The 25,863-nt window shown below is 33.3% G+C and carries 19 protein-coding genes; 12 read left to right on the top strand and 7 right to left on the bottom strand.

Annotation, left to right across the window (positions count from 1 at the left end; genetic code table 11):
• Positions 1-60 precede the first annotated feature (60 nt).
• The 9 genes from Q4512_RS04895 to argH all read left to right on the top strand — a co-directional run bounded on the left by Q4512_RS04895 (position 61) and on the right by argH (position 9,310).
• Entirely contained in the window at positions 61-690 is a 630-nt protein-coding gene (locus Q4512_RS04895) for a GNAT family N-acetyltransferase (protein WP_303422241.1), read from the top strand.
• Positions 683-1,864, top strand: coding sequence for an argininosuccinate synthase (locus Q4512_RS04890; RefSeq protein WP_303422238.1), 1,182 nt, complete (start codon positions 683-685; stop codon positions 1,862-1,864). Before Q4512_RS04895 ends, Q4512_RS04890 begins: the two co-directional genes overlap by 8 nt.
• A 52-nt stretch (positions 1,865-1,916) precedes the next feature.
• Positions 1,917-2,900, top strand: coding sequence for an N-acetyl-gamma-glutamyl-phosphate reductase (gene argC / locus Q4512_RS04885; RefSeq protein ID WP_303422236.1), 984 nt, complete (start codon positions 1,917-1,919; stop codon positions 2,898-2,900).
• Positions 2,901-3,143: 243 nt separating this feature from the next.
• Positions 3,144-3,944, top strand: a complete 801-nt coding sequence (gene proC, locus Q4512_RS04880) for a pyrroline-5-carboxylate reductase (RefSeq protein ID WP_303422234.1) — start codon at positions 3,144-3,146, stop codon at positions 3,942-3,944.
• A 39-nt stretch (positions 3,945-3,983) separates the two neighbouring features.
• A complete protein-coding gene (locus tag Q4512_RS04875; protein ID WP_303422232.1) occupies positions 3,984-5,111 on the top strand; it encodes an aspartate aminotransferase family protein in 1,128 nt (375 codons plus the stop codon).
• Between the two features lie 31 nt (positions 5,112-5,142).
• Complete coding sequence (locus tag Q4512_RS04870) at positions 5,143-6,078, top strand: acetylornithine carbamoyltransferase (RefSeq protein WP_303422230.1); 936 nt, start codon at positions 5,143-5,145, stop codon at positions 6,076-6,078.
• Position 6,079: 1 nt separating this feature from the next.
• Complete coding sequence (gene argB, locus Q4512_RS04865) at positions 6,080-6,856, top strand: acetylglutamate kinase (protein ID WP_303422227.1); 777 nt, start codon at positions 6,080-6,082, stop codon at positions 6,854-6,856.
• Entirely contained in the window at positions 6,853-7,914 is a 1,062-nt protein-coding gene (locus Q4512_RS04860) for a M20 family metallo-hydrolase (RefSeq protein ID WP_303422225.1), read from the top strand. The genes argB and Q4512_RS04860 overlap by 4 nt, the downstream gene beginning before the upstream one ends.
• A gap of 121 nt (positions 7,915-8,035) precedes the next feature.
• The gene (gene argH / locus Q4512_RS04855) at positions 8,036-9,310 is read left to right on the top strand and encodes an argininosuccinate lyase (RefSeq protein WP_303422222.1); all 1,275 of its coding nucleotides are present in this window, start codon (positions 8,036-8,038) and stop codon (positions 9,308-9,310) included.
• Between the two features lie 74 nt (positions 9,311-9,384).
• Here the strand turns inward: argH and Q4512_RS04850 are convergent, their stop codons facing one another.
• Positions 9,385-10,851, bottom strand: coding sequence for a glutamate synthase subunit beta (locus Q4512_RS04850; RefSeq protein WP_303422218.1), 1,467 nt, complete (start codon positions 10,849-10,851; stop codon positions 9,385-9,387).
• Positions 10,852-10,854: 3 nt separating this feature from the next.
• A complete protein-coding gene (gltB, locus tag Q4512_RS04845; protein WP_303422215.1) occupies positions 10,855-15,351 on the bottom strand; it encodes a glutamate synthase large subunit in 4,497 nt (1,498 codons plus the stop codon).
• A gap of 441 nt (positions 15,352-15,792) precedes the next feature.
• On the opposite strand from gltB, the gene Q4512_RS04840 reads away from it, so the two are divergent.
• From Q4512_RS04840 to Q4512_RS04830, 3 genes are all read left to right on the top strand, one after another.
• Positions 15,793-16,815: an outer membrane beta-barrel protein gene (locus Q4512_RS04840; protein WP_303422212.1), complete on the top strand. Its 1,023-nt coding sequence runs from the start codon at positions 15,793-15,795 to the stop codon at positions 16,813-16,815.
• 32 nt (positions 16,816-16,847) lie between these two features.
• Positions 16,848-18,152, top strand: coding sequence for an ammonium transporter (locus Q4512_RS04835; RefSeq protein WP_303422209.1), 1,305 nt, complete (start codon positions 16,848-16,850; stop codon positions 18,150-18,152).
• 73 nt (positions 18,153-18,225) lie between these two features.
• On the top strand, positions 18,226-18,567 hold the full coding sequence (locus Q4512_RS04830) for a P-II family nitrogen regulator (RefSeq protein ID WP_303422206.1): 342 nt from the start codon (positions 18,226-18,228) through the stop codon (positions 18,565-18,567).
• A gap of 200 nt (positions 18,568-18,767) precedes the next feature.
• On the opposite strand, the gene Q4512_RS04825 is transcribed toward Q4512_RS04830, so the two are convergent.
• The 5 genes from Q4512_RS04825 to Q4512_RS04805 all read right to left on the bottom strand — a co-directional run bounded on the left by Q4512_RS04825 (position 18,768) and on the right by Q4512_RS04805 (position 25,820).
• A complete protein-coding gene (locus Q4512_RS04825; RefSeq protein WP_303422204.1) occupies positions 18,768-21,347 on the bottom strand; it encodes a phosphoenolpyruvate carboxylase in 2,580 nt (859 codons plus the stop codon).
• Between the two features lie 4 nt (positions 21,348-21,351).
• On the bottom strand, positions 21,352-22,470 hold the full coding sequence (gene leuB, locus Q4512_RS04820; RefSeq protein ID WP_303422201.1) for a 3-isopropylmalate dehydrogenase: 1,119 nt from the start codon (positions 22,468-22,470) through the stop codon (positions 21,352-21,354).
• Between the two features lie 205 nt (positions 22,471-22,675).
• The gene (gene leuD / locus Q4512_RS04815; protein WP_303422198.1) at positions 22,676-23,260 is read right to left on the bottom strand and encodes a 3-isopropylmalate dehydratase small subunit; all 585 of its coding nucleotides are present in this window, start codon (positions 23,258-23,260) and stop codon (positions 22,676-22,678) included.
• A 1-nt stretch (position 23,261) separates the two neighbouring features.
• Positions 23,262-24,644: a 3-isopropylmalate dehydratase large subunit gene (leuC, locus tag Q4512_RS04810; protein WP_303422195.1), complete on the bottom strand. Its 1,383-nt coding sequence runs from the start codon at positions 24,642-24,644 to the stop codon at positions 23,262-23,264.
• The gene (locus Q4512_RS04805) at positions 24,645-25,820 is read right to left on the bottom strand and encodes a 2-isopropylmalate synthase (RefSeq protein ID WP_303422192.1); all 1,176 of its coding nucleotides are present in this window, start codon (positions 25,818-25,820) and stop codon (positions 24,645-24,647) included.
• Positions 25,821-25,863 lie beyond the last annotated feature (43 nt).

Raw genomic sequence — 25,863 nt, 5'->3', positions numbered from 1 at the left:
GTCCAGTTCTGCTTTCAAGAAAACAAAATCATTACATTTTAATTTAATAAATCAATTACAATGGAAATTGTCATTGCTAACAAATCACATAGTATATACGCAGATGTTATTTGCGAAACTATTGCCCAAGCTGCTCAGGTTAGAGGAACAGGTATTGCTAAACGAAAACCAGAATACATCATTACCAAAATGGAAAATGGAAATGCGGTCATTGCTATAGAAGATAATAAGTTCGCAGGTTTTTGTTATATCGAACAATGGGGGCATGGTAAGTTTGTTGCTAATTCTGGTTTAATTGTTCATCCTGATTTTAGGAATTTAGGATTAGCAAAAAAAATAAAAAAAATAATTTTTGAACATTCTAGAACCAAGTTTCCAGATGCTAAAGTGTTTAGTATTACTACAGGTTTAGCTGTTATGAAAATGAATAGCGATTTGGGTTACAAGCCAGTTACGTTTTCAGAATTAACCGATGATCAATCTTTTTGGAACGGCTGTCAAACCTGCAAAAATTTTGATGTCTTAACAAGAACCGAACAGAAAATGTGCTTATGTACAGGTATGTTGTATGATCCTTCTAAAAAAGAAGCAATAAAACCTGAGGCAAATAATCATGATAAAAAAGTATGGACCAGATTGAAAAACATTAAGCAATCCATGTTCCTAAAAAAAGAAAAGAAAGATGAGTAAAAAATTAGTCATAGCATATAGTGGTGGATTAGATACATCCTATTGCGCAGTAAGTTTAAGTAAAGCTGGATACGATGTACATGCAGTTAGTGTAAATACTGGAGGTTTTTCTACCGAAGAAATAAAAACCATTGAGGATAATGCCTATAAAATGGGGGTGTCTACCTATAAAAACATAGACGCAATTTCCTCGTATTATGATAAAGTGATTAAGTATTTAATTTTTGGTAATGTATTGAAAAATAATACATATCCTTTATCTGTTAGTGCAGAACGTATTATTCAAGCTATAGAAATTGTAGAATATGCTAAAAGTATTGATGCAGAGTATATTGCTCATGGAAGTACAGGAGCAGGAAACGACCAAGTGCGTTTTGATATGATTTTTCAAACATTAGCGCCACATATTCAGATTGTTACACCAATTAGAGACGGAAGCTTGACTAGGCAGCAAGAGATTGATTACTTAAAAGAAAACGGAATCGATATGTCTTGGGAAAAAGCAAAATACTCTGTAAATAAAGGGCTTTGGGGAACAAGTGTTGGTGGAGCAGAAACATTAACGTCAGAAAAACCATTACCAGACGCTGCATATCCTTCACAATTAAAACATGCAGAAGATGAAAAAGTAACCTTAACTTTTTTAAAAGGAGAATTGGTCGCAGTAAACGGAATACAGAACAATCCAGAAGTTAATATTGAAGTATTAAATAATCTTGCCTCGGCGTATGCAATAGGTAGAGATATTCACGTTGGAGATACTATTGTTGGAATAAAAGGACGTGTTGGTTTTGAAGCTGCTGCAGCTTTAATAACCATAAAAGCACACCATTTATTAGAAAAACACACCTTAACGAAATGGCAATTACAACATAAAGATTATATGTCTAATTTCTACGGAATGCATCTGCACGAAGGACAATATTTAGATCCTGTAATGCGAGACATGGAAGCCTTTTTACAAAGCAGTCAGATTAATGTTACAGGAGATGTTTTTGTAACACTGAAGCCATATCATTTTAGTTTAGATGGTATTTCCTCTAAGCACGATTTAATGCATGCTAAATTTGGAAGTTATGGAGAAGAAAATAAAGGATGGACAGCAGATGAAGCTAAAGGGTTTATTAAAATAGTGGGTAATCAGAATAAAATCTATCAGCAAGTAAATCACTAAATAAGCCTTGCAAGGTTTTAAAACCCTTGTTGGTCTGAAAAGAAAATTTTATATGAAAAATATAAGCGTAGGAATTATTGGAGGTGCAGGTTACACAGCAGGTGAATTAATTAGATTGCTATTGCAGCATCCTAAAGCAAACATAAATTTTATTTACAGTACATCTAATGCCGGAAATAAATTATATAAAGTACATCAAGATTTAATTGGTAGTACTAATTTAGAGTTCACCAATAAAATCAATGCTGAAATTGATGTGTTATTCTTGTGTTTAGGTCACGGAAATTCAAAAGCCTTTTTAGAAAAAAACACCTTTTCAGAGAATACTAAAATCATTGATTTAAGTAATGACTTTAGATTGCTTGCAGATAAGGATTTTGAAGGGAAAGATTTTATTTATGGTTTGCCAGAATTAAATAAGAGAGCAATTACAAAAGCAAAATATATTGCTAATCCTGGATGTTTTGCAACTGCCATTCAGCTAGCATTATTGCCTTTAGCAAAAGCAGAAGTGTTGCAAAATGATGTGCATATTAATGCGGTAACAGGTGCAACAGGAGCAGGGACATCTTTGTCTGCGACAACCCATTTTACTTGGCGAGATAATAATTTTTCTCATTATAAAGCTTTTACTCACCAACATTTAGGAGAGATTAACCAGTCGGTAAAATTGTTGCAAAACAGTTTTAATGCAGAAATTAATTTTATGCCAAATCGTGGCGATTTTTCTAGAGGAATTTTTGCGACACTTTATACCAAGTTTAATGGAAGCATAGAAGAAGCAAAACAGCTATATGCAGCGTTTTATAAAGATGCAGCATATACAGTGATTTCAGAAGATGAGATTCATTTAAAGCAAGTAGTGAATACAAATAAATGCATTCTTCACTTGCATAAACATGAAGATAAATTATTAGTGACAAGTATTATTGATAATTTACTAAAAGGAGCTTCGGGACAAGCTGTTCAAAATATGAATTTAATGTATGGTTTTGAAGAAACAGAAGGTTTGCAATTGAAAGCAACCTACTTTTAGTAGTTCTGCTGCAGCGTTAGCGATTACTCATCCATTATTATTTTGGAAGAAATCGTGATTGCTTCGCAGTTGAAGTGGCATCCTTTTTATTTGTCACTTCGAGCACAGTCGAGAAGTCGTCAAATAAAAAGATATAACGGAAAGCGCGACCCTTATGGTAACGCCAAAAAAAATAAAGAAATATGAACCAAGCATTTTTAATGCGAACACATTTGACTTTTAAATAACAATAAAATCGAACAAATGAAAATAGCAATCATAGGGACAGGAAATTTAGGGAAATCTATAGCAAAAGGATTGATAACTAATAATGCAATTACCAGTTTATACTTAACCAAACGGGATTTAGAAGGAATTCAGGAGTTTGACGGTTATAAAAATGTGTATTTAACGACAAATAATACCGAAGCTGTAAAGCAATCGGACATCATTATTTTTGCTGTGCAACCTGCGCATTTTGAAGGGATTTTAAAAGATGTGAAACCATTTTTAACAGAAAAGCATGTGCTAATTTCTACCATTACTGGGTTTCTAATTCCTAAGATTGAAGAAGTAGTTGGTGCAGATAAATTTATTATTCGTGCCATGCCAAATACAGCAATTGCGGTTGGTAAATCGATGACCTGTTTGTGTAGTAACGAGCAAGGTGCAAAACGCATTAAAATTGCTGAAGCTATTTTTAACCGATTGGGGCATTCGTTAAGTATTCCAGAAGGTCAGATGCAAGCAGCAACAGTGGTTTGTGCAAGTGGAATTGCTTTTTGGATGCGATTAATTCGTGCTACTACGCAAGCAGCAATTCAGTTAGGCTTTGATGCGAAAGAAGCACAAGAATTAGCAATGTATACTAGTGAAGGAGCTGCTAATTTATTGATTACAAATGGGAATCATCCTGAAGAAGAAATCGACAGGGTTACCACGCCAAAAGGTTGTACGATTGAAGGTTTAAACGAAATGGAACACAAAGGTTTGAGTTCCTCTTTAATTCAAGGTATGGTGGCGTCGTTCAACAAAATTAACAATATTAAAAAAGAGCAAATATAATTGCAATGGAGTATACTCCATTAGATAAATAAAAAAAGCATGAGTTTATTTAACGTATATCCATTGTTCGATATCACGCCTGTAAAAGCGAAAGATGTCTTTGTTTTTGATAAAAACAATACTAAATATTTAGATTTGTATGGAGGTCACGCAGTGATTTCTATTGGTCATTCTCACCCAAAATATGTAGCTGCAATTTCGGAACAGGTATCTAAATTAGGATTTTATAGTAACTCCATTCAGAATCCGTTACAAGTAACATTAGCAAATAAATTAGAAGTACTTTCTGGTTGTAAAGATTATCAATTGTTTTTGTGTAATTCTGGAGCGGAAGCAAACGAGAATGCTTTAAAATTAGCTTCCTTTCATAACGAAAAGAAAAAAGTAGTTGCCTTTAAAAATGGTTTTCATGGTCGAACTTCTGCAGCAGTTGCTGCAACAGATAATGCTAAAATAATTGCGCCAATTAATGCACAACAAGAAGTTGAGATTTTAGCCTTAGGAGATTTAGAAGCTTTGGAAAAAGCGCTGGCTAAAAATGATGTTTGTGCAGTAATTATAGAGTGTATTCAAGGTGTTGGTGGATTAGATGAAAGTACAGCAGCATTTTACGAAGGTGTAAATGCACTATGTAAAAAATACAACACTTGCTTTATTGCAGATGAGGTGCAATCTGGTTTTGGAAGAACTGGCGATTTTTTTGCCTTTCAAAAATATAAGGTGACACCAGATATTATTTCTGTTGCTAAAGGTATGGGAAATGGATTTCCAATTGGTGGCATTTTAATCCATCCAAATATAAAAGCGACCTTTGGTTTATTAGGAACCACTTTTGGAGGAAACCATCTAGCATGTGTTGCTTCTTCAGTAGTTTTAGAAGTGATTGAAGAGGAAAACTTAATGCAAAATGTAAAAGAAATTTCAGCTTACTTTGTCGAAAAAACAAAAGAAATTTCAGAAATAAAAAAGATAAAAGGTCGAGGTTTAATGTTAGGATTGGAATTCGATTTTCCAATAGCAGAGCTTCGCAAAAAGCTAATTTTTAATCAAAAAATATTTACAGGAAGTGCCAAGAATCCTAATTTATTACGAATTCTTCCTCCTTTAACCATTAAAAAAACACATGTGGATTTGTTTTTTGAAGCTTTAAAAAAAGAATTAGATTAATTAAAAATTCCCATTTTTATGGGGAATGAATATGAAAAAATACACCAACATAACGGATGTTTCAAATCTTCAAGAAATCATAAAGGAAGCCATTTTACTAAAAATGAATCCATACGAGTTTCAAGATTTAGGAAAGAATAAAACCCTTGTGATGCTTTTTTTTAATGCTAGTTTAAGAACGAGACTAAGTACAGAAAAAGCAGCGAAAAACTTAGGGATGAATGTCATGATTCTTAACGTAAATGACGCTTGGAATTTAGAGTTTGAAGATGGTACAATTATGAATGCAAATACTTCAGAACACATAAAGGAAGCTGCGCAAGTAATATCACAATATGCAGATGTGATTGCAGTAAGGGCTTTTCCAAGTTTAACAGATAAAAAATTAGATGAATCTGAAAGGATTATGAGTAGTTTTATCAAATACGCAAGTGTTCCTATTGTAAATATGGAAAGCGCAACTGCGCATCCTTTACAAGCATTAGCAGATGCAATTACTATAAGTGAATTAGCAGAAAAAGCGAAACCTAAAGTGGTTTTGTCTTGGGCTCCGCATCCTAAAGCATTGCCACAGGCTGTTGCAAATTCGTTTGTAGAAATGATGCAAAATATGGATGTCGACTTAAGTATTACGCATCCCGAAGGCTATGAGCTAAATCAAGCAATTACCAAAAATACTAGCATACACTACAATCAAGAAGAGGCTTTAAAAGATGCCGATTTTGTGTATGTAAAAAACTGGAGTAATTATAAAGACTACGGAAAAGTATTAAATCAAGATGAAAATTGGATGATGACCAAAGCCAAGTTAGGCAAGGCAAAATTTATGCATTGCTTACCTGTTAGACGAAATTTGGTTGTAGAAGATGCTGTCTTAGATGGTGAAAATTCGGTGGTGATTCAGCAAGCAAATAACAGAACGTTTTCAGCACAAATTGTCTTGAAGCAAATATTAGAAAATCTTTAAAATGAAAACACTAAAAATCATAAAAATTGGCGGAAATATTATCGATAACGATGATGCTTTACAAGAATTTTTAAATGCATTTGCAAGGATCACTGGGCCAAAAATATTAGTTCATGGTGGCGGAAAATTAGCAACTAGACTAGCACAAAAAATGAAAGTTGAGGTTAATATGATTGATGGAAGACGTGTTACAGATGCTGGTACTTTAGATATTATTACAATGGTGTATGCTGGAAAGATAAACAAGAATGTAGTAGCGCAGTTACAAGCAAATAATTGTAACGCGATTGGTTTTTCTGGTGCAGATGGAAATACGATTGTTTCTAATAAACGACTAGTAAAAAATATTGATTATGGTTTTGTTGGAGATGTAAAAGAGGTGAATACAGAAATCTTGGTGTTACTTTTAAATAATGCTATTACTCCTGTGTTTTGTGCTATAACGCACGATGAAAACGGACAATTATTAAATACAAATGCAGATACGATTGCTTCCGAATTAGCTATTGGTTTGTCTACAGTATTTAAGACAGAATTATATTATTGTTTCGAAAAAAATGGTGTTTTAGAACATGTAGAAGACGATGATTCTGTAATAGAAAACATCAACACTGCTACTTATAAAACATTGGTGGAAAATAAAGTGATTTTTGAAGGTATGCTTCCTAAATTAAACAACTGTTTTCATGCTATACATCATCACGTTCAAAAAGTTTGTATTGGCAAATCAGACATGCTTTTTAATGCAAAGAATAAACATACAACCATTACAAAATGATAGAAAATCTAACAACAAGAGCAATACAGCTGTTAAAAACACTTATTGAAACGCAGTCGTTTTCTTCGGAAGAAGATCAAACTGCACAACATATCGAGCAATGGTTTAAAAATCAAAATATTCCTTTTAAACGAACAAAAAATAACGTTTGGGCAACCAATAAACATTTTCAAGATGGCAAGCCAACCTTATTATTAAATTCGCATCACGATACGGTGAAACCTAATAATGGTTATACTAAAGACCCATTTAAAGCTATTGTAGAAGATGGTAAACTGTATGGTTTAGGTAGTAATGATGCAGGTGGTTGTTTGGTAAGTTTATTAGCCACTTTTGCATATTTTTATAACAGAGAAAATCTGCGTTTTAATTTGGTTATTGTCGCTTCCGCGGAAGAAGAAAGCAGTGGTCCAGATGGTTTAAATAGTATGTTAGATGTAATTCCAAAAGTAGATGTTGCTATTGTTGGAGAACCAACTTTGATGCATTTGGCTGTTGCCGAAAAAGGTTTAGTTGTTTTTGATGCAATAGTAAAAGGAACGCCAAGTCATGCAGCACATCCTAATGATGACAACGCTATTTATAATACCATTTCGGTTTTAGAATGGTTTAAAAATTATAAGTTCGATAAAACTTCTGAAGCTTTAGGCGAAGTAAAAATGACAGTCACACAAATTAATGCAGGTAAACAACACAATGCAGTGCCTGCAGATGTTAAATTGGTAGTAGATGTGCGTGTAAACGATAAATATTCTAACCAAGATATTGTTGCTGTTTTGCAAAAAGAAGCGCCTTGTGATAGTATTCTTCCAAGAAGTATAAAATTAAATTCGTCTTCTATTCCAATCGATCACCCTCTAGTAATTGCAGGAATAGAAATTGGTAGAAGTACCTATGGTTCTCCAACCTTATCCGATCAAGCAGTGTTGCGTTGTCCATCTTTAAAACTAGGACCAGGAGATAGTACGAGATCACATTCTGCAAATGAGTTTATTCATATTAATGAAATTGAAGATGGGATTAAAATTTATATTGAATTATTAGAAAAAGTATTATAAAAAATAAGAAGAATCAAGAACCAAGACAAATACTCAGACGTAAGAGTAAACTGTTTTTTTTTCTAACAGCGAAGCGGTCTTGGATCTTGATTCTAAATTTTAAGAATTAAAATTTATTAAAATGAAACTCTGGGATAAAGGAATTAGTATCGATAAAAAAATAGAACAATTTACCGTTGGAAACGATAGAGAAATTGACCTGTATATTGCAAAGTACGATGTGCAAGCTTCGTTAGCTCATGCGATTATGTTAGAGTCGATTGGTATTATTTCTACGGAAGAATTAGAACAACTAAAATGTGGATTACAAGCTATTGCTGAAACTATTGAAAATGGAACATTCGTTATTGAGGATTCTTTTGAAGATGTGCATTCTAAAATTGAATATGAGTTGACTAAAACTTTAGGTGAAGTAGGAAAAAAAATCCACACAGCACGTTCTAGAAACGATCAGGTTTTAGTTGCATTACAATTGTATTATAAGGAGAGTTTAAAAGAAATAAACACTAAAACAAAAACGTTTTTTGAAACACTTTTAAATTTAGCAGAAACACATAAAGAAGCGCTGCTTCCTGGTTATACACATTTACAAGTTGCAATGCCCTCCTCATTTGGTTTGTGGTTTTCTGCTTATGCAGAAGTGCTAATTGACGATGTGTATTTGCTAAATGCAGCATTAAAAACGGTAGACCAAAACCCATTAGGTTCTGCAGCTGGTTACGGAAGTTCTTTTCCTATAGATAGGCAATTAACAACTAAAGAGTTAAATTTCTCGACTTTAAAATACAATGTTGTTGCCGCACAAATGAGCAGAGGGAAAAGCGAGCGTACTATTGCTTTGGCTTTAGGAAGTGTGTGTAATACTTTAGCGCGTTTTGCAATGGATATTTGCGTGTATAATAGTCAGAATTTTGGCTTTATTGCATTTCCAGATGAATTAACTACAGGAAGTAGTATCATGCCGCATAAAAAGAATCCGGATGTTTTTGAATTGATTAGAGGAAAAGCAAATAAAATACAAGCATTACATACCGAAATGGTTTTAATTACTAATAATTTGCCAAGCGGTTATCATAGAGATTTTCAGCTGTTAAAAGAAAATATAATTGCTGCAATAGAAGATGTAAAAGACTTATTAGATATTTTTAATTACGCAATTCAACAAGTTATTGTGAAAAATATCGATTTAAATGATGCAAAATATCAATACCTTTTTACAGTAGATAATATTAATACTTTAGTAGTGGAAGGTATGCCGTTTAGAGAAGCATATCAAAAAATTGGAGGAGAAGTGGAGAGTGGAACTTACAAACCCGACATGTCTAAAAAACATTCCCATGTTGGTAGTATTGGTAATTTGTGTTTGGATTGGATTAAGCAAAAATTTCCGGAGTAAAGTATGTATTTATAGTAAAAAAAAGCACCTTTTTTAAGGTGCTTTTTTTGTGTTTATCCTATATTTTCAGGATTTTAAGCTCTAGGTAAATCACTGTCGTCCTTTAAAGGTAAACAAGATTCTCCCATTAAATAAGTGTCTACATAATGTGCTGCTTGTCTTCCTTCGGAGATTGCCCAGACAATTAGCGACTGTCCACGACGCATATCTCCAGCGGCAAAAATACCAGGGATGTTGGTTTTGTAATCTTTTGTAGATGCTTCAATATTGGTTCTAAAATCCATGTTCAAACCAAACTGATCTGCTAATGTTTTTTCAGCTCCTGTAAAACCAAGTGCTAATAATGCTAAGTCGCATTTCCATTCTTTTTCAGTATTAGGTAGTTCTTTAAGTTGTGGTCTTTCGCCAGGAGTAAAAATCCATTCTACTTCCACCGTTTTTAAACCAATTAAGTTACCTTTTTTATCTCCTAAAAATTCTTTTGTAGAAATGCTAAAAAAACGTTCTACACCTTCTTGGTGTGAAGATGTTGTTTTTAGCTTCATTGGCCAATAAGGCCAAGGTTGATGCGCAGGTCTACCTTCGGTTGGTTTGCTTAATATTTCAAAATTAGTAACCGAAGTTGCTCCATGACGATTAGAAGTTCCTATACAATCGCTACCTGTATCTCCTCCACCAATAACAATAACATTTTTAGCTTCGGCAGAAATCACATCTTTAAATGCTACTAAACCATCTACATATTGGTTGTTTAGCTTTAAAAAATCCATTGCTTGTGTTACCCCTTTTAGATCGGCTCCAGGAATAGGGATGTTTCTTCTAACTGTTGCTCCACCACATAAAACTACAGCGTCAAAGTCATCTTTTATTTTGTTTGCATCTATGTTTTCTCCAACGTGTGCATTGGTTTTAAACGTAATTCCTTCTTCTTCTAAAACCTTAACACGTCTGTCGATAACGTTTTTTTCCATCTTAAAATCTGGAATTCCGTAACGTAATAATCCGCCAACTTTTTCATCTCTTTCAAAAACAGTAACGGTATGTCCAGCTCGATTTAATTGTTGTGCAGCAGCTAATCCTGCAGGTCCAGAACCAATAATGGCAACGGTTTTTTCGGTTCTAATTTTTGGAGGTTGTGCAGTGATCCAGCCTTCGTTAAAAGCGGTTTCAACTATGTTTTTTTCAATATTTTCTATGGTTACAGGATCTTCGTTAATGCCTAAAACACATGCTTCTTCACAAGGAGCAGGACATAGTCTACCGGTAAATTCAGGGAAGTTATTTGTTTTGTGTAATATTTCGGCAGCCTCTTTCCATTTTCCTTTGTATACTTTGTCATTAAAATCTGGAATTAAATTTCCAAGCGGACAGCCACTATGGCAAAACGGTATTCCGCAATCCATGCAACGTGCACCTTGATCTTTTAATTTTTCTTCTTTTAAAGGAATTGTAAATTCTTTGTAGTTTTCAATTCGTTTTTTTGGTGCTATATAACTTTCGTTTTGGCGCTCAAATTCTAAAAATCCTGTTGTCTTTCCCATAATTTACGCTAATTCTAATTGTTCTTGTTCTAATCTTAATAATGCTTGTCTGTATTCTTCTGGTAATACTTTTTTAAACTTTGGAAGGTAGTTGTTCCAGTCTTTTAAAATACGATCTGCCAATGGGCTTCCTGTAGCTTCTAAATGATTTTCAATTAATTGTTTTAGTTGAAGTGCATCTTCTTCGCTATGTATAGGATCGACATTTAAATCTTCAGCATTACAGTTTTGTTTAAAGGTTTCATCTTCATCTAAAACAAATGCAATCCCGCCGCTCATTCCTGCTCCAAAATTTCTTCCTACAGCTCCTAAAATAACAGCAACTCCACCAGTCATATATTCACAACCATGATCTCCAATGCCTTCCACAACTGCTTTTGCACCAGAATTTCTAACACAAAAACGCTCTCCAGCTTTTCCGTTTATGTATACTTCTCCCGAGGTTGCACCATATAATGTTACGTTTCCTGTAATGATATTGTCTTCAGGAACAATGGTGCATTTTTCGGGAACTTTAATAATAATTTTAGCTCCAGATAAACCTTTACCTAAGTAATCGTTTGTGTTTCCATGAACCGTAAATTTTAATCCTTTGGTAGCAAATGCGCCAAAACTTTGTCCGGCCGAACCATGAAAGTCTATATCTATAGTGTCTTCTGGTAGACCATCTGCACCATAAATTTTTGAAATTTCATTACTAACAATAGCACCAACTGCTCGGTCAATATTAGTGATAGGTAATTCAAATTGTGTTTTTTGCCTTCTAAATAAAGCTTGGTGTGCTTGTTTAATGATCTTAAAATCTAAGTGTACATTTAAATTGTGGTCTTGGCAATAGGTGTTATATAGTTTTACATCTTCAGCAACTTCTACTTTGTGAAGAATAGGAGTTAAGTCTATTCCTGAAGATTTATAATGATCAATAGCTTTATTTCTATTTAATTTTTGAGATTGACCTACCATTTCATTAATAGTTCTAAACCCTAGTTTTGCCATGATTTCACGTAATTCTTGCGCTACAAAATACATGTAGTTAACTACGTGTTCTGGCTTTCCTTTAAACTTTTTACGTAATTCTGGATTTTGAGTTGCAATACCAACTGGGCAGGTGTTTAAATGGCAAACACGCATCATGATGCAGCCAGAGGCTACTAAAGGTGCTGTTGCAAAGCCAAATTCTTCTGCTCCTAATAAACAAGCTATAGCAACATCTCTACCTGTTTTTAATTGTCCGTCACATTCTAAAACAATACGATTTCTAAGGTCGTTCATTACTAGTGTTTGTTGTGCTTCGGCAATACCAAGTTCCCATGGTAAGCCACAGTGTCGTAAGGATGTTAAAGGGGAAGCTCCTGTTCCTCCATCAAAACCAGATACTAAAATAACATCTGCTTTTGCTTTGGCAACACCTGCTGCAACGGTTCCTACACCAACTTCTGAAACTAGTTTTACATTAATTCTAGCCGATCTGTTTGCAGATTTTACATCGTAAATTAATTGAGATAAATCTTCAATAGAATAAATATCGTGATGCGGTGGTGGAGAGATTAGTCCAACATAAGGAGTAGAATTTCTAGTTTTAGCAATTTCTCTATTTACCTTAGGTCCTGGTAATTGACCGCCTTCTCCAGGTTTAGCACCTTGCGCTATTTTTATTTGAATTTCGTTTGCACTTGTTAAGTAATTTGATGTTACACCAAAACGGCCAGAAGCTACTTGTTTTATGGCAGAGTTTTTCCAATCTCCTTGTGAGGTTTTATAGAATCGTTCTTGATCTTCTCCACCTTCGCCAGAATTAGATTTCCCTCCAATTCTATTCATGGCAACAGCTAAATTTTCATGAGCTTCTTTACTAATGGAGCCATAAGACATGGCGCCAGTTTTAAAACGTTTTACAATCTCTGTCCAAGGTTCTACTTCTTCTAGAGGAATTGGGTCGAATTGATCGAATTCAAACAAGCCTCTAATAGTCATTAAGCTTTTGGATTGATTGTTTACCAATTCGGAGTATTCTTTAAAAGTAGATGCTTTATTCGTTCTAACCGATTCTTGAAGTTTAGCAACAGTTAGCGGATTGAACATGTGTTTTTCTTGTCCGCGTCTCCATCTATAATCTCCACCTACTTCAATATCTGGTTCTGTGTTTTTATGAAATGCTTTTTTATGACGTTTTACAATTTCTTGCTCAATTTCTCTTAATCCTATACCTTGAATTCTGGTTGTTGTGTTAGGGAAGTATTTTTCAACAGTTGTTGTGTTTATTCCAATACATTCAAATAATTGAGAACCTCTGTACGAGTTAAGTGTTGAAATACCAATTTTATTCATCACCTTTAATATGCCTTTTCCGACTGCTTTATTATAATTTTTTATTGCAGTTAAATATTCTAAATCGGTAACATCTTGGTTGTTGATTTGTTTTTGTACAATCTCATTTACAATATAAGGATTTACTGCGCTTGCTCCATAACCAAATAGTAATGCAAAGTGATGCACTTCACGCGGTTCTGCCGATTCAATAATTAAACTTATTTTTGAACGTTTTTCTAATTTATGAAGTGCATGATTTAAATATGAACATGCTAAAAGAGCAGGAATTGGTGCGTGATTTTCGTCTACAAATCTATCAGATAAAATAATAATATTTGCACCATTATCTATTGCTTTAGAAGCCTTGGTAACTAGGTTTTCAAGTGCTACTTCTAATTCGTTTAATCCACGATTTACTTCATATAACATAGAAATAGATTCTACTTTAAAATCTGGATTTGTATCGTAATCTCTTATCTTATCTAAATCGTGTTTTGAAATAACCGGGTTTTGAATTTTTAGTTTTTTGCAGTGTTCTGCATTGATGTCAAAAAGATTTACATCACTACCTAAAGTTAAGCTAATATCTGTGATTAATTCTTCTCGAATTCCGTCTAAAGGCGGATTAGTAACTTGTGCAAATAGCTGTTTAAAGTAGTTGTATATTAGTTGTGGTTTTTCAGATAAAATTGCGATAGGTGAGTCACTTCCCATAGATCCAATAGGTTCTTTCCCTAATTGCGCCATGGGTCTTATAATGGTGTTTATATCTTCTTGTGTATAGCCAAAAACAACTTCACGTTTTTTAAGAGCTATTTCGTCGTACTTAATAGGTCCTTTTTTTGCCTTAATATCTCTAAGGTGGATTAGATTTTCGTTAAGCCATTTTCTATAAGGATATTTGTTTGCAATTTCTTCTTTTATCTCTTCGTCATTAACTATCCTACCTTCATTCATGTTTACTAAAAACATTTTTCCGGGTTCTAAACGACCATGATACTCTACGTTTTCAGGTTTAATATCTACGACACCTGTTTCAGAAGACATGATAACATTTCCTAGTTTAGTAACGGTATAACGAGAAGGACGAAGCCCGTTTCGATCTAGTACTGCTCCAATAAAATTACCATCTGTAAAAGGAATAGAAGCAGGTCCATCCCAAGGTTCCATTAAGCAAGAATTATACTCGTAAAATGCCTTTTTAGCATCCGACATATTTGGGTTTTTCTCCCATGCTTCTGGTACCAACATCATCATAGCTTCTGGAAGCGATCGACCTGTCATTAATAATAATTCGACAACCATATCTAAGGTAGCAGAATCCGATTTTCCTTTTAAAATGGTTGGGATTATTTTTTTTATATCATCACCAAATAAAGGGCTTTCCATAATTTCTTCTCGAGAAAACATGCGTGATATGTTACCTCTTACGGTGTTTATTTCCCCATTATGACATATATATCTAAAAGGTTGTGCTAAATCCCAAGTAGGGAAGGTGTTTGTAGAAAAACGTTGATGTACTAATGCTAATCGTGTATCTAAAGCCGAATTAAAAAGATCTAAATAATACTCATTAATATGTTCTGGCATTAATAATCCTTTAAAGATTATTATTTTGGTAGATAAACTTGGTAGATAAAAGAATTTAGATTCTGATAATTTAGAATCATATATTGTGTGTTCTGCAATTTTACGGGCAGCATATAATTTTAGGTTGAATTCTCTTTCTGTTTGGTTTTCATCTGCCTTTCCAATAAAAATTTGTTTTACAAAAGGCTCTGTTGTTTTAGCAACTTTTCCTAAAACTTCACTATTAACAGGTACATCTCTCCAGCCAATTAATTTTAGGCCTTGATTTTGTATTTCTTTTTCAAAAACATCGATACAAAATTGACGTTGATTATCCTTTTTTGGAAGGAATACATTACTAACGGCATATTGACCAGTTTCAGGTAAGTCGAAATCACAAAATATTTTAAAAAATTTATGCGGAATATCAATTAATATTCCAGCGCCATCCCCAGTTACTCCGTCAGAACTTACAGCTCCGCGATGCTCTAGTTTTACTAGGATTTCAAGCGCTTTATGTATAATGTCATTTGATCGTTTTCCTGTTAAACTACATATAAATCCTGCACCACAATTATCGTGTTCAAATTCTGGTAAATAAAGTCCTTGTTTCTTAAGCATAATTAGTAAAATTTAAAGGCTTTTTTCGCCTTATTTCTTCTCTAAGATATGTGCTATAATTTGATTAAAAAAAAAGTATAAAGACTTTTCTCATATTGGTAGTTAAGTTGGATGTAAATGAAAATTCAATAATGAATACGATTGAATATTAATAAATAAGCAATGAATAATATTTAATAAAAAATCATTTTTTATACGAAATCGTTTTCGAAAAGACTGAAAAGTTATTTATAGTTTATTAAAATTAAAAAAAAATTGATAATAATGCTTTTTCTAAATGTGGATTTCGTAAATAAATAGATAATAAATTATTTTACCCTATGAAAAATAGGGGTTAAAATAAAATTATCATAAAAATAATGATTTACACCCTTAATTTTTAGGGGTTAAAAACTTTTTAATATAGATTTGACTTTCTATTAACCACTAAAATATTTACTTATGAAAAAAATTTTACTATCTGCTATGTTATTAGCAACAGGCTATCTTTCTGCACAAGAAACTACAGAGCCAGAACCAAAAGAAACAAAGTTCTCTTTTGAAGGAAGTGTTGATGCATATTATCAAACAAACTTAACTTCAAGTGATAAAGCAATCTTTGGAGATGATGGAGATGCTTTTCAAACTTTTGGTACTTCATTTGCAGACGAAACAGGTTTTGCTTTAGGTATGGCGAATATTATTGCTAAATACGAAGGAGCGAAAACTGGGGTAGTTGCAGATTTAGTTTTTGGGCCAAGAGGAGATGCTGCTATTGGTGGGTATAATTTAAATCAATTATATGCATATTGGAATGTAACAGAAAGTACAACATTAACTTTAGGACGTTTTAATACGTATTTAGGTTATGAAGTAATTTCTCCTACAGGTAATTTTAATTATAGTACTTCTTATTTGTTTTCTAGTGGGCCATTTTCTCATGTAGGTTTAAAAGCAGATTTTGCTTTATCTGATGATTTTAGTTTGATGCTTGCTGTTATGAATCCTACAGATGTAAATAATAATCTTATTGGAGGTTATGCATTTGGAGCTCAACTTGGTTATTCAGGTCAATACTTGAATTTTTACTACGACGATAAAGAAGTTTTAGGTTTTGAAATAGATTATACAGGTGGATTTGATATTTCAGATTCTTTCTATTTAGGTCTTAATGCTGCTTATGCAGATAATGAAGGAGAAGGTTTTATGGGAGCTGCTATTTATCCACAATTTGCTGCCTCAGATAGTTTTTCTATTGGTTTAAGAGGAGAGTACTTTGATTGGCTAAGTGATTCTGATTCTTTTGTAGACGATTCTGATGTATTAGCTATTACTTTAACAGGAAGTTATACATACGAGAATTTAACAATAATACCAGAATTAAGATTAGATAATAATTCGCAAGAGGTTTATGCAGATAGTGATTTAGAAGGGACTAAAAGTTTGTCTACTTTTTTAATCGCTGCGGTTTATAAATTCAATTAAAAAAAAGTACTAACTAACTACAAACAATAATTATGGAGAGTTTTTTAACAATAATACCAAATTTGGTCGCAACACAAGAAGTTGCGGCTGCTACAACAAAAGATATAGAAGATGCGGTTAACGCAATTAATGGCGATTTCGGAATGTTATGGATGCTAATTTCGGGTATTCTAGTATTCTTTATGCAGGCAGGTTTCACATTAGTAGAAACGGGAATGACGCGTTCAAAAAATGCAGCAAATATAGCAATGAAAAACTTGCTTGATATTTGTGTTGGATCCCTAACGTACTGGTTGGTAGGTTATTCTTTAATGTATGGAGACACTTCTAACGGATGGTTTTTCTGGGGAGGTTTAATGCAAGGTGAAGGAGCCGATCTATTCTTTCAAACCATGTTTGCTGCAACAGCTGCGACAATTGTATCAGGAGCTATAGCGGGACGAACTAAATATTCAACTTATGCTATATTTTCTGTTGTAATGACAGCTTTAATTTATCCAATAGCAGGTGGATGGCAATGGCAAGGTTCTGGTTGGTTAACCGAATTAGGATTTATTGATTTTGCAGGTTCTTCTATTGTACACTCTGTAGGGGGGTGGGCTGCTCTTGTAGCTGCTTTTATGGTAGGTCCTAGAATAGGAAAATATGTAGATGGAAAAGTAATTGCAATTCCAGGTCACAACCAAGTATTAGCAACTTTAGGTGTGTTTGTACTTTGGTTAGGTTGGTTTGGATTTAATGGAGGTTCTCAATTAGCTTGGGGAGGTGCAGATGCAATAGCTGCTTCTAATGTAGTATTAATAACAAATTTAGCTGCAGCAGCTGGTGGTCTAGGAGCATTAGTTACTACATGGATTTGGTATGGTAAGCCTAACTTGCCGCAAACATTAAATGGTGCATTAGCAGGTTTAGTTAGTATTACTGCTGGTTGTGGTAATATGTCTGCAGTTGGAGCTATTTTTGCTGGATTAATTGGAGGTATTATTGTAGTGTTTTCAATCGAGTTTATTGAAAAGAAACTTAAAATAGATGATGCTATTGGAGCAGCTTCTGTTCATGGTGTTGCTGGTGCTTGGGGGACTTTAGTAATAGGTCTTTGGGGTATAGATGGTGATACAGGAATTGGTTTGTTTAATGGCGGTGGATTTAGCCAACTAGGTGCTCAGGCAACTGGAGTATTGGCTTACGCAGTTTGGTCTGTAGTATTATCGTTTATTATATTAAAGATATTGAAATCTACAATGGGACTTCGTGTAACTGAAGAAGAAGAAACGGTAGGTTTAGATTTATCTGAACATGGAGAAATTGCTTATCCAGGAAAAAGAGATAGAGGTTAAAAACAGTCTTTTAAGTAATAGCTCTAAATAATAAAGTTTAGAGCTATTACTTGATTTTGAAATAAAAAAATAAATGAAAAAAGTAGAAGCGGTTATTAGAAAATCTAAATTTTTAGATGTTAAAAAAGCTTTACATGAAGTAGGAGTTAACTTTTTTTCATTTTGGGAAGTTACTGGGTTTGGAAAAGAAAATGATGACGACGACTTGTCTAAGGTTATTTCTAATAGTACTACAGAAATCGAAAGATATTACATGTCTATTGTCGTTAATGATGATTTTGAAGAAGTAACAATAAAGGCAATATTAGATGCTGCACCTACTGGTGAAGTTGGTGATGGCGTAATTTTTGTTTCTCCTGTCAATGAAGTTTATAGAATTAGAACTGGAGAAAAAGGACCAAATACCTTACGTTAAGAATAGGTGATTTGGCTGGAATTTAAAAGAATAGAATTTTAAAATATTAAGAAATAGAAGAACTTGATGCTAGGAAAACCTACTTATGTTATATAGGTTCTATAGTATTAATTATTTAGTTTAATTGTTTGTTAGTAAAAACCTCGAAATGTAATGTTTCGAGGTTTTTTAATAATAAGACTAACAATAAAATATTTAGGTTAGGCAGAGTTACGGCTTGCATTTATATTTCCAAATAAGGAACGCGTTACTATTTTTTCAAAGATTTTAATTTGTGCTTCATCCCTAACTTCTGCTTTTTCAAGTTCTTGAATCTTTTTTAAAGCAAATTGCTGTATAGTTAATAAAGGTAAAACAATAGATTCTCTAACTGCAATAGATGCTTTTCCGGCAGGTTCTTCTTGCATCAATTCTTTATATCCAGTTAGTTTAAGTATAAGACGTTTTGTGGTTTCGTATTCGTTATGAATTACATTCCAGAAATCTCCATATTCTGGATCTTCAGACATGTATTTTGTTAAGTCGAAAAAGGATTTAGATAAGGACATCATACTGTTTTCTATTAATGTTTTAAAGAAATCAGATGTTTTAAATAAATGCTGTGCTTTGTCAAATTCACCAGCATCTTCATATTTCTTTAGGGCTGTTCCTACACCGAAAAAACCTGGCACATTTTGTTTTAATTGACTCCATGACCCAACAAAAGGGATTGCTCTTAAATCTTCAAAAACTAAGCCGTCTGATTTTCCTCTTTTCGATGGACGACTTCCAATATTTGTTTTCGCATAATATTTTAAAGTACTCATATGTTCTAAATAAGAAATGAACTTTGGATGTGCTTTAAAAGCAACATATGCTTCATAACTTAAATTTGCAATATCATTCATTACTTCTCTGTTTTCTGGAAGCATGCTTAGGTCTGTTTCGCTAAAACTATTATGAATTCCAGAGGTAATAAGTTGTTCTAAATTATATTGCGAAGATTCAGATGTACCAAAATTGGAACTAATTGTTTGTCCTTGTATAGTTAATTGTACTTCTTTGTCTTCAATCGTTGGGCCTAATGACGCATAAAAATTATGTGTTTTTCCTCCTCCACGGGCAGGTGGGCCACCACGACCATCGAAGAAAATAGCAGTTATATCATATTTTCTAGAAATAGCGGTTAGGTTCTCTTTGGCTTTATAAATTGCCCAGTTTGCCATTAAATAACCACCATCTTTTGTGCCGTCACTAAAACCAAGCATGATGGTTTGTTTGTTACCTCTTGCTTTTAAGTGCGCTACATATTCTGGGTTTGTATATAAAGCTTCCATAACTGCAGGAGCATTTTCTAAATCTGTAATGGTTTCAAAAAGTGGTCCAATATCTACAGTTAATTCTTCTTGAAAGGCAACCAGTTTTAGCATAGCAAAAAGTTGCATCACGTTTAAAGTGGTCTGGTTGTTACTTATTATATATCTATTTGCAGCTTTTTCTCCATTAGAGTCTTGAATAGTTTTAATAGCCTTCATGGTATTTAAGGCTTTTAAGGTTTCTTCATCTTTTATTAAGGAAAGATCTACAGTTCCTTTTACTTTAGATAAGATTTTTACTTGTTCCGATTCTGATAGGTCATGATAGTTTTTCGGGAAAATATTGCTTCCATTATCTATTAAAGCATTCACCATATCATTAAAAAATTGGTCATGCTTTCTACTGTCTTGACGAATGTCTAGATTCGCAAAATGAAATCCGAAAAGATGAATTTTATTTATCAAACTATTCACTTCAGATGCATAAAGTGATTGGTGTTTGTCAATAACAATTTGTTTAATTTCTTTTAATTCAGAAGTAAAACTATCTGCAGTTAAACTAGAGTTTTTATTCGTTATTATTTTATAGAGTTCTTTTTCTAGAGCGTTAATTTTATCTTCAACACCTTGAAAAGTTAGTTTTCTTTTTAATTTTCTTATGTCTCTATAGTAATTTTTAATTACAGTGTCTTGTAGTCTTTTGGCAACATTTAATGTGATTTCTGGAGTAACAAATGGGTTTCCGTCTCTATCTCCTCCTGGCCAAAAACCAATATTTATAATGTCGTTATCTATTTGTTTTCCGTCAAAAATATTTTGTTGAATATAATCGTAAATGCTTCCAAAGGATTTATAAAATACATTTTCTAAATACCAAATTAGACTTACTGCCTCATCATAAGGTGTAGGTTTTTTATGTTTGAAGAAAGGTGTTTTTCCTAATTGCGCTAATAAATCATTTATGCGAAGCAAATCATTTTCTTTAACAGCTTCGGTTAAATCTGTAATAATTCCTAAAACAGAACCAGGATAAAATTGTGTTGGATGTGCTGTTAAAACAATTCTAACTTTAAATTCTTCCAGGTATTTTTGAAGTGTTTCTAACTTGTCTTCTGCAGAAGCGGTTTCTTTTAAACTTCTTAAAGTACCAATTCCATCCATGTTATTAACTATAGGGAATGCGGCATCTTCAATAGCATCAAATAAAACGACTTGGCGTTCGATATATTGAATAAAACGAAATAATAAATCGATCTGACTTTCTTTAGATCGTCTAGCTTGATACTTTTTAAAAAAAGTGTTAACTATAGTTGTTGGGTCTTCTCCATTTTCAAAACCATTCTTACAAGTTTCATGAAACAATGGTAATAAAACTCCTGTTTTTGTAATAGAATCAAAAGGTAATGTCATGAAAATACTATTGTATATCTGGTATTTAGATAGTACATTTTGATTAAATCGGGTGAGTTTTGGTTGTGTAGACATAAAGTTATATGATAGTAGATTGACCTAGGTGAATGTTAGAAAAATTAAGGTTAGAGTCTTTTGGATTAGAAATGTAATCTGCAATAAAATCGCCGACTTTAGATGTAGTTACATTCGTGTACTCTGTATTTAAATCTGGTGTTGTTATATTAAGTAGTAAAGATTTTTCTACTCCTTTTCTAATTAGTGTTGCTTCTTCTGTTAAATCAAAATGATCTAACAACATTGCGGCAGATAAAATCGAGGCAATAGGATTTGCAATTCCTTTGCCTGTTGCTTGTGGATACGAACCATGAATAGGTTCAAACATAGCATGTTTGTCTCCAACAGACGCCGAAGCCAATAAGCCAATAGAACCGCCTATTACACTAGCTTCGTCACTAATAATATCTCCAAACATGTTTTCTGTTAAAATAACATCAAATTGTTTTGGATTTAAAATCATTTGCATGGCTGCATTATCTACAAATAAGAAATCTAAAGTTACTTGCGGATAGTCTTTTGCAATTTCGCTAACTACTTTTCTCCAAAGCCTAGAGCTTTCTAAAACATTCGCTTTATCTACTAAAGTTACTTTGTTTCTTCTCGATCCAGCAGCTTTAAAAGCTAAATGTGCAATACGTTCAATTTCTATTTTTGTATATAAGCACAAATCCGAAGCTGTATTTCCATCCTCGCTTAAATGTTTTTCGCCAAAGTAAATACCACCAGTTAATTCTCTGTAAATACTAATATCTGTACCTTCAATAATCTCTTTTTTTAAAGGCGATTTTTCAATTAAAGTATCATAAGCTTTTACGGGTCTAATGTTAGCGAATAGACCTAATGATTTTCGTAAACGCAGTAAACCTTGTTCTGGACGCACTTTAGCATCCGGATTGTTATCGTATTTTGGATCTCCAATGGCACCAAATAAAATAGCATCATTCGCTTCGCAAACATCTAAAGTTTCTTCAGGTAAAGGGTTTCCAGTTTCGTCAATTGCAATAGCTCCAACTGGAGCGTGTGTAAAAGAAAACGAATGATCAAACTCTAGAGCAATTGCTTGCAAAGCCTTAATTGCTTGTTTTGTAACTTCTGGGCCAATGCCATCTCCGGGTAAAACAGCTATATTTAATTTCATAATATTTTTTGCGAAAGCAGGCATGTTTTCCTACTATCTTTTTAATTTATATTTTTATTTCCGTACAATTAGAAATCTTATTTTAATTTTTGGGCGTTACCTAAATGTCGCGCTTTCCGTTATATCTTTTTACACTTTCTATCTTTAAAATCGTATCTATCGAATAGATGTAAAAAGGATGTCACTGCAATCGCTAACGCAATTATCAGCTAGTTGCATTTTCATACGCTTCAATTTCTGATTTTTTGCTAAGTAAATAGTCAATATCATCATAACCATTAATCATACACGTTTTTTTGTATGCGTCAATTTCAAAAGATTCCGATAGTGTCTCATTAACCGAAATAGTTTGCTTTTCTAAATTTACAATTATTTCTGTTTCTGGATTGTTTTCTAATATACTTAATAATTCTTTTAAAAATGTTTCAGAAACTTGAACAGGTAATAAACCATTATTTAAAGCATTTCCTTTAAATATGTCGGCAAAAAAACTAGAAACAACTACTTTAAATCCATATCCAGTTAAAGCCCAAGCTGCATGTTCTCTACTAGATCCACAACCAAAATTATCTCCAGCAACAAGTATAGTCCCAGAGTAATTAGCATTATTAAGTGCAAAATCGGTATTTACAGATCCATCTTTATGGTATCTCCAATCTCTAAAAACGTTATCACCAAATCCTTTTTTGTCTGTAGCTTTTAAAAAACGAGCAGGAATAATTTGATCGGTATCTACATTCTCAATTTGTAATGGAATTGCTCTAGATTGTAATGTTGTAAATTTTTCCATGTTAGTTAAGATGTTTAGTGATATCAATAATTTTCCCTTCTACAGCAGTTGCTGCTGCTACTAATGGACTAGCAAGAATGGTTCTAGAACCTTGTCCTTGTCGTCCTTCAAAATTTCTATTGGATGTAGATACACAATATTCGCCTTGCGGAATCTTATCATCGTTCATTGCTAAACAAGCAGAACAACCAGGTTGTCTTAACTCAAACCCTGCAGCATCAAAAACATCTTTTAGTCCTTCTTCTATAATTTGTGCTTCTACTTGCTTGCTTCCTGGAACTAGCCAAGCAGTAACATTAGCTGCTTTTTGTTTTCCTTTTATAAAGTTTGCAGCAACTCTAAAGTCTTCTATTCTAGAATTCGTGCAACTACCAATAAACACAAAGTTTATAGGTTTATTAATTAAGCTTTCACCTGCTTCAAAATTCATGTATTCTAAAGACTTTTTGAAAGAAGCATTTTCTTCAACAGGAATGTTTTCTGTAATTTTAATTCCCATTCCAGGGTTAGTACCATAGGTAATCATTGGTTCTATATCTTCTGCATCAAAAAAGTATTCTTTATCGAAAGTTGCACCTTCGTCTGTAGGTAAGGTTTTCCAATAGGCTACTTTTTTATCAAAATCTTCGCTTTTTGGAGCAAATTCTCTTCCTTGTACATAGTCAAAAGTAGTTTGGTCAGGTGCAATCATTCCGCCTCGAGCGCCCATTTCAATACTCATATTACAAACAGTCATTCTACCTTCCATACTCATTTCTTCAAACACATTTCCTGCATATTCACAAAAATATCCTGTTCCAGAATTGGTTCCTAGTTTAGAAATAATGTAAAGAATTACATCTTTAGGTAGTACGCCTTTATTTAGTTTTCCATTAACAGATACTCTTAAACTTTTTGGTTTGGTAAGTAATAAGCATTGGCTAGCAAAAACTTGTGCTACTTGACTGGTTCCAATACCAAATGCAATAGTGCCAAAAGCACCATGTGTTGAGGTGTGGCTGTCTCCACAAACCATAGTCATTCCTGGTTGTGTAAAGCCTAATTCTGGAGCCATAACATGAACAATACCATTGTATTTATGGCCTAGTTGGTATAGGGTAATATTATTTTTTTTACAATTTGTAGATAGTTGTTCTAATTGTTTTCTAGATAACTCGTCTTTAATTGGTTGGTCTTGATTTTGTGTTGGTGTATTGTGGTCTGCGGTTGCCACAATCTGGTTAGGTCTAAAAACAGGAATTCCGCGATCTTCTAATTCATTAAAAGCTTGCGGACTTGTCACTTCGTGTATTAAGTGTTTGTCTATGTAAAGTACCTGTGGACCATTTTTTATAGTATCGACCACATGAGCATCCCAGACTTTATCAAATAGTGTCTTCTTCATTTAAGCGGAAATTATTTGTTGGTATACTTTACTAGATTCAATTATTTGATGAATATCTGCATCATTAATCTCTTTCTTTTTGTCTGCAAAAGTTAAAAAGCTAGCATAAATTTCATCTAATTGTAGTTTCGTTAATTCGTAACCAATATTCTTAGATCTATACGCTAAAGCAGCTCTTCCACTTCTAGCAGTTAATACAATAGCCGATTCGGTTACACCAACATCTTTTGGGTCAATAATTTCATAAGTCTCACGGTTTTTAATAACACCATCTTGGTGTATTCCTGAGCTATGAGCAAAAGCATTTGCACCTACAATTGCTTTGTTTGGTTGTGTGTAAATTCCCATGCTATCGGAAACCAATTGACTTATTCCATAAAGCATTTCGGTTTTAATATTGGTGTCTAAATTTAGGTAAGGATGTTGTTTTAAAACCATCACCACTTCTTCTAAAGCAGTATTTCCTGCGCGTTCACCAATGCCATTTATAGTACATTCAATTTGACGAGCTCCATTAATGACTCCTTCTATAGAATTAGCAGTAGCTAAACCTAAATCATTATGGCAATGGCATGATAAAATGGCTTTTTCAATACCTTTTACATTTTCTTTTAAGTATTTTATTTTCGCACCATACTCGCTAGGTAAACAATACCCAGTAGTGTCTGGAATATTTAAAACCGTTGCTCCAGCTTTTATTGCAGCCTCACAAACTCTAGCTAAATATTCGTTTTCTGTTCTTCCTGCATCTTCTGCATAAAACTCTACATCTTCAACAAAAGACTTTGCGTATTTTACTGCAGCAAAAGCACGTTCTATAATAGCTTCTTTATTCGATTTAAATTTATGTAAAATATGCGAGTCGGATGTGCCAATCCCAGTATGTATTCTTGGTTTTTTAGCAAATTGTAATGCTTCTGCGGCTACTTTAATGTCGTTTTCTACTGCTCTAGTTAAACCACAAACGGTTGCGTTTTTAACTATTTTCGAAATTTCTTGTACCGATTTAAAATCACCAGGACTAGAGACGGGAAAACCAGATTCTATAACATCAACTCCTAGTTGATCCAGCTGTTCTGCAATAATAACCTTCTGTTCTGTGTTTAGTTTGCAACCAGGTACTTGTTCACCATCTCGAAGGGTTGTATCAAAGATTTGTATATTGTTATTTGACATATATCAAAATATATTTTTAGTATTGTATTACGAATTTATATTT

This window comes from Oceanihabitans sp. 2_MG-2023 (assembly GCF_030547245.1).
Classification (GTDB): Bacteria; Bacteroidota; Bacteroidia; order Flavobacteriales; family Flavobacteriaceae; genus Oceanihabitans.
Note: the sequence above shows the minus strand (reverse complement) of the source record. Positions and strands in the feature narration are given on the sequence as shown.

Excerpts from the sequence above, each read along its gene's own strand:
- Q4512_RS04895 (WP_303422241.1), top strand. The coding sequence starts at position 61 with ATGGAAATTGTCATTGCTAACAAATCACATAGTATATACGCAGATGTT.
- Q4512_RS04890 (WP_303422238.1), top strand. The coding sequence starts at position 683 with ATGAGTAAAAAATTAGTCATAGCATATAGTGGTGGATTAGATACATCC.
- argC (WP_303422236.1), top strand. The coding sequence starts at position 1,917 with ATGAAAAATATAAGCGTAGGAATTATTGGAGGTGCAGGTTACACAGCA.
- proC (WP_303422234.1), top strand. The coding sequence starts at position 3,144 with ATGAAAATAGCAATCATAGGGACAGGAAATTTAGGGAAATCTATAGCA.
- Q4512_RS04875 (WP_303422232.1), top strand. The coding sequence starts at position 3,984 with ATGAGTTTATTTAACGTATATCCATTGTTCGATATCACGCCTGTAAAA.
- Q4512_RS04870 (WP_303422230.1), top strand. The coding sequence starts at position 5,143 with ATGAAAAAATACACCAACATAACGGATGTTTCAAATCTTCAAGAAATC.
- argB (WP_303422227.1), top strand. The coding sequence starts at position 6,080 with ATGAAAACACTAAAAATCATAAAAATTGGCGGAAATATTATCGATAAC.
- Q4512_RS04860 (WP_303422225.1), top strand. The coding sequence starts at position 6,853 with ATGATAGAAAATCTAACAACAAGAGCAATACAGCTGTTAAAAACACTT.
- argH (WP_303422222.1), top strand. The coding sequence starts at position 8,036 with ATGAAACTCTGGGATAAAGGAATTAGTATCGATAAAAAAATAGAACAA.
- Q4512_RS04850 (WP_303422218.1), bottom strand. The coding sequence starts at position 10,851 with ATGGGAAAGACAACAGGATTTTTAGAATTTGAGCGCCAAAACGAAAGT.
- gltB (WP_303422215.1), bottom strand. The coding sequence starts at position 15,351 with ATGCTTAAGAAACAAGGACTTTATTTACCAGAATTTGAACACGATAAT.
- Q4512_RS04840 (WP_303422212.1), top strand. The coding sequence starts at position 15,793 with ATGAAAAAAATTTTACTATCTGCTATGTTATTAGCAACAGGCTATCTT.
- Q4512_RS04835 (WP_303422209.1), top strand. The coding sequence starts at position 16,848 with ATGGAGAGTTTTTTAACAATAATACCAAATTTGGTCGCAACACAAGAA.
- Q4512_RS04830 (WP_303422206.1), top strand. The coding sequence starts at position 18,226 with ATGAAAAAAGTAGAAGCGGTTATTAGAAAATCTAAATTTTTAGATGTT.
- Q4512_RS04825 (WP_303422204.1), bottom strand. The coding sequence starts at position 21,347 with ATGTCTACACAACCAAAACTCACCCGATTTAATCAAAATGTACTATCT.
- leuB (WP_303422201.1), bottom strand. The coding sequence starts at position 22,470 with ATGAAATTAAATATAGCTGTTTTACCCGGAGATGGCATTGGCCCAGAA.
- leuD (WP_303422198.1), bottom strand. The coding sequence starts at position 23,260 with ATGGAAAAATTTACAACATTACAATCTAGAGCAATTCCATTACAAATT.
- leuC (WP_303422195.1), bottom strand. The coding sequence starts at position 24,644 with ATGAAGAAGACACTATTTGATAAAGTCTGGGATGCTCATGTGGTCGAT.
- Q4512_RS04805 (WP_303422192.1), bottom strand. The coding sequence starts at position 25,820 with ATGTCAAATAACAATATACAAATCTTTGATACAACCCTTCGAGATGGT.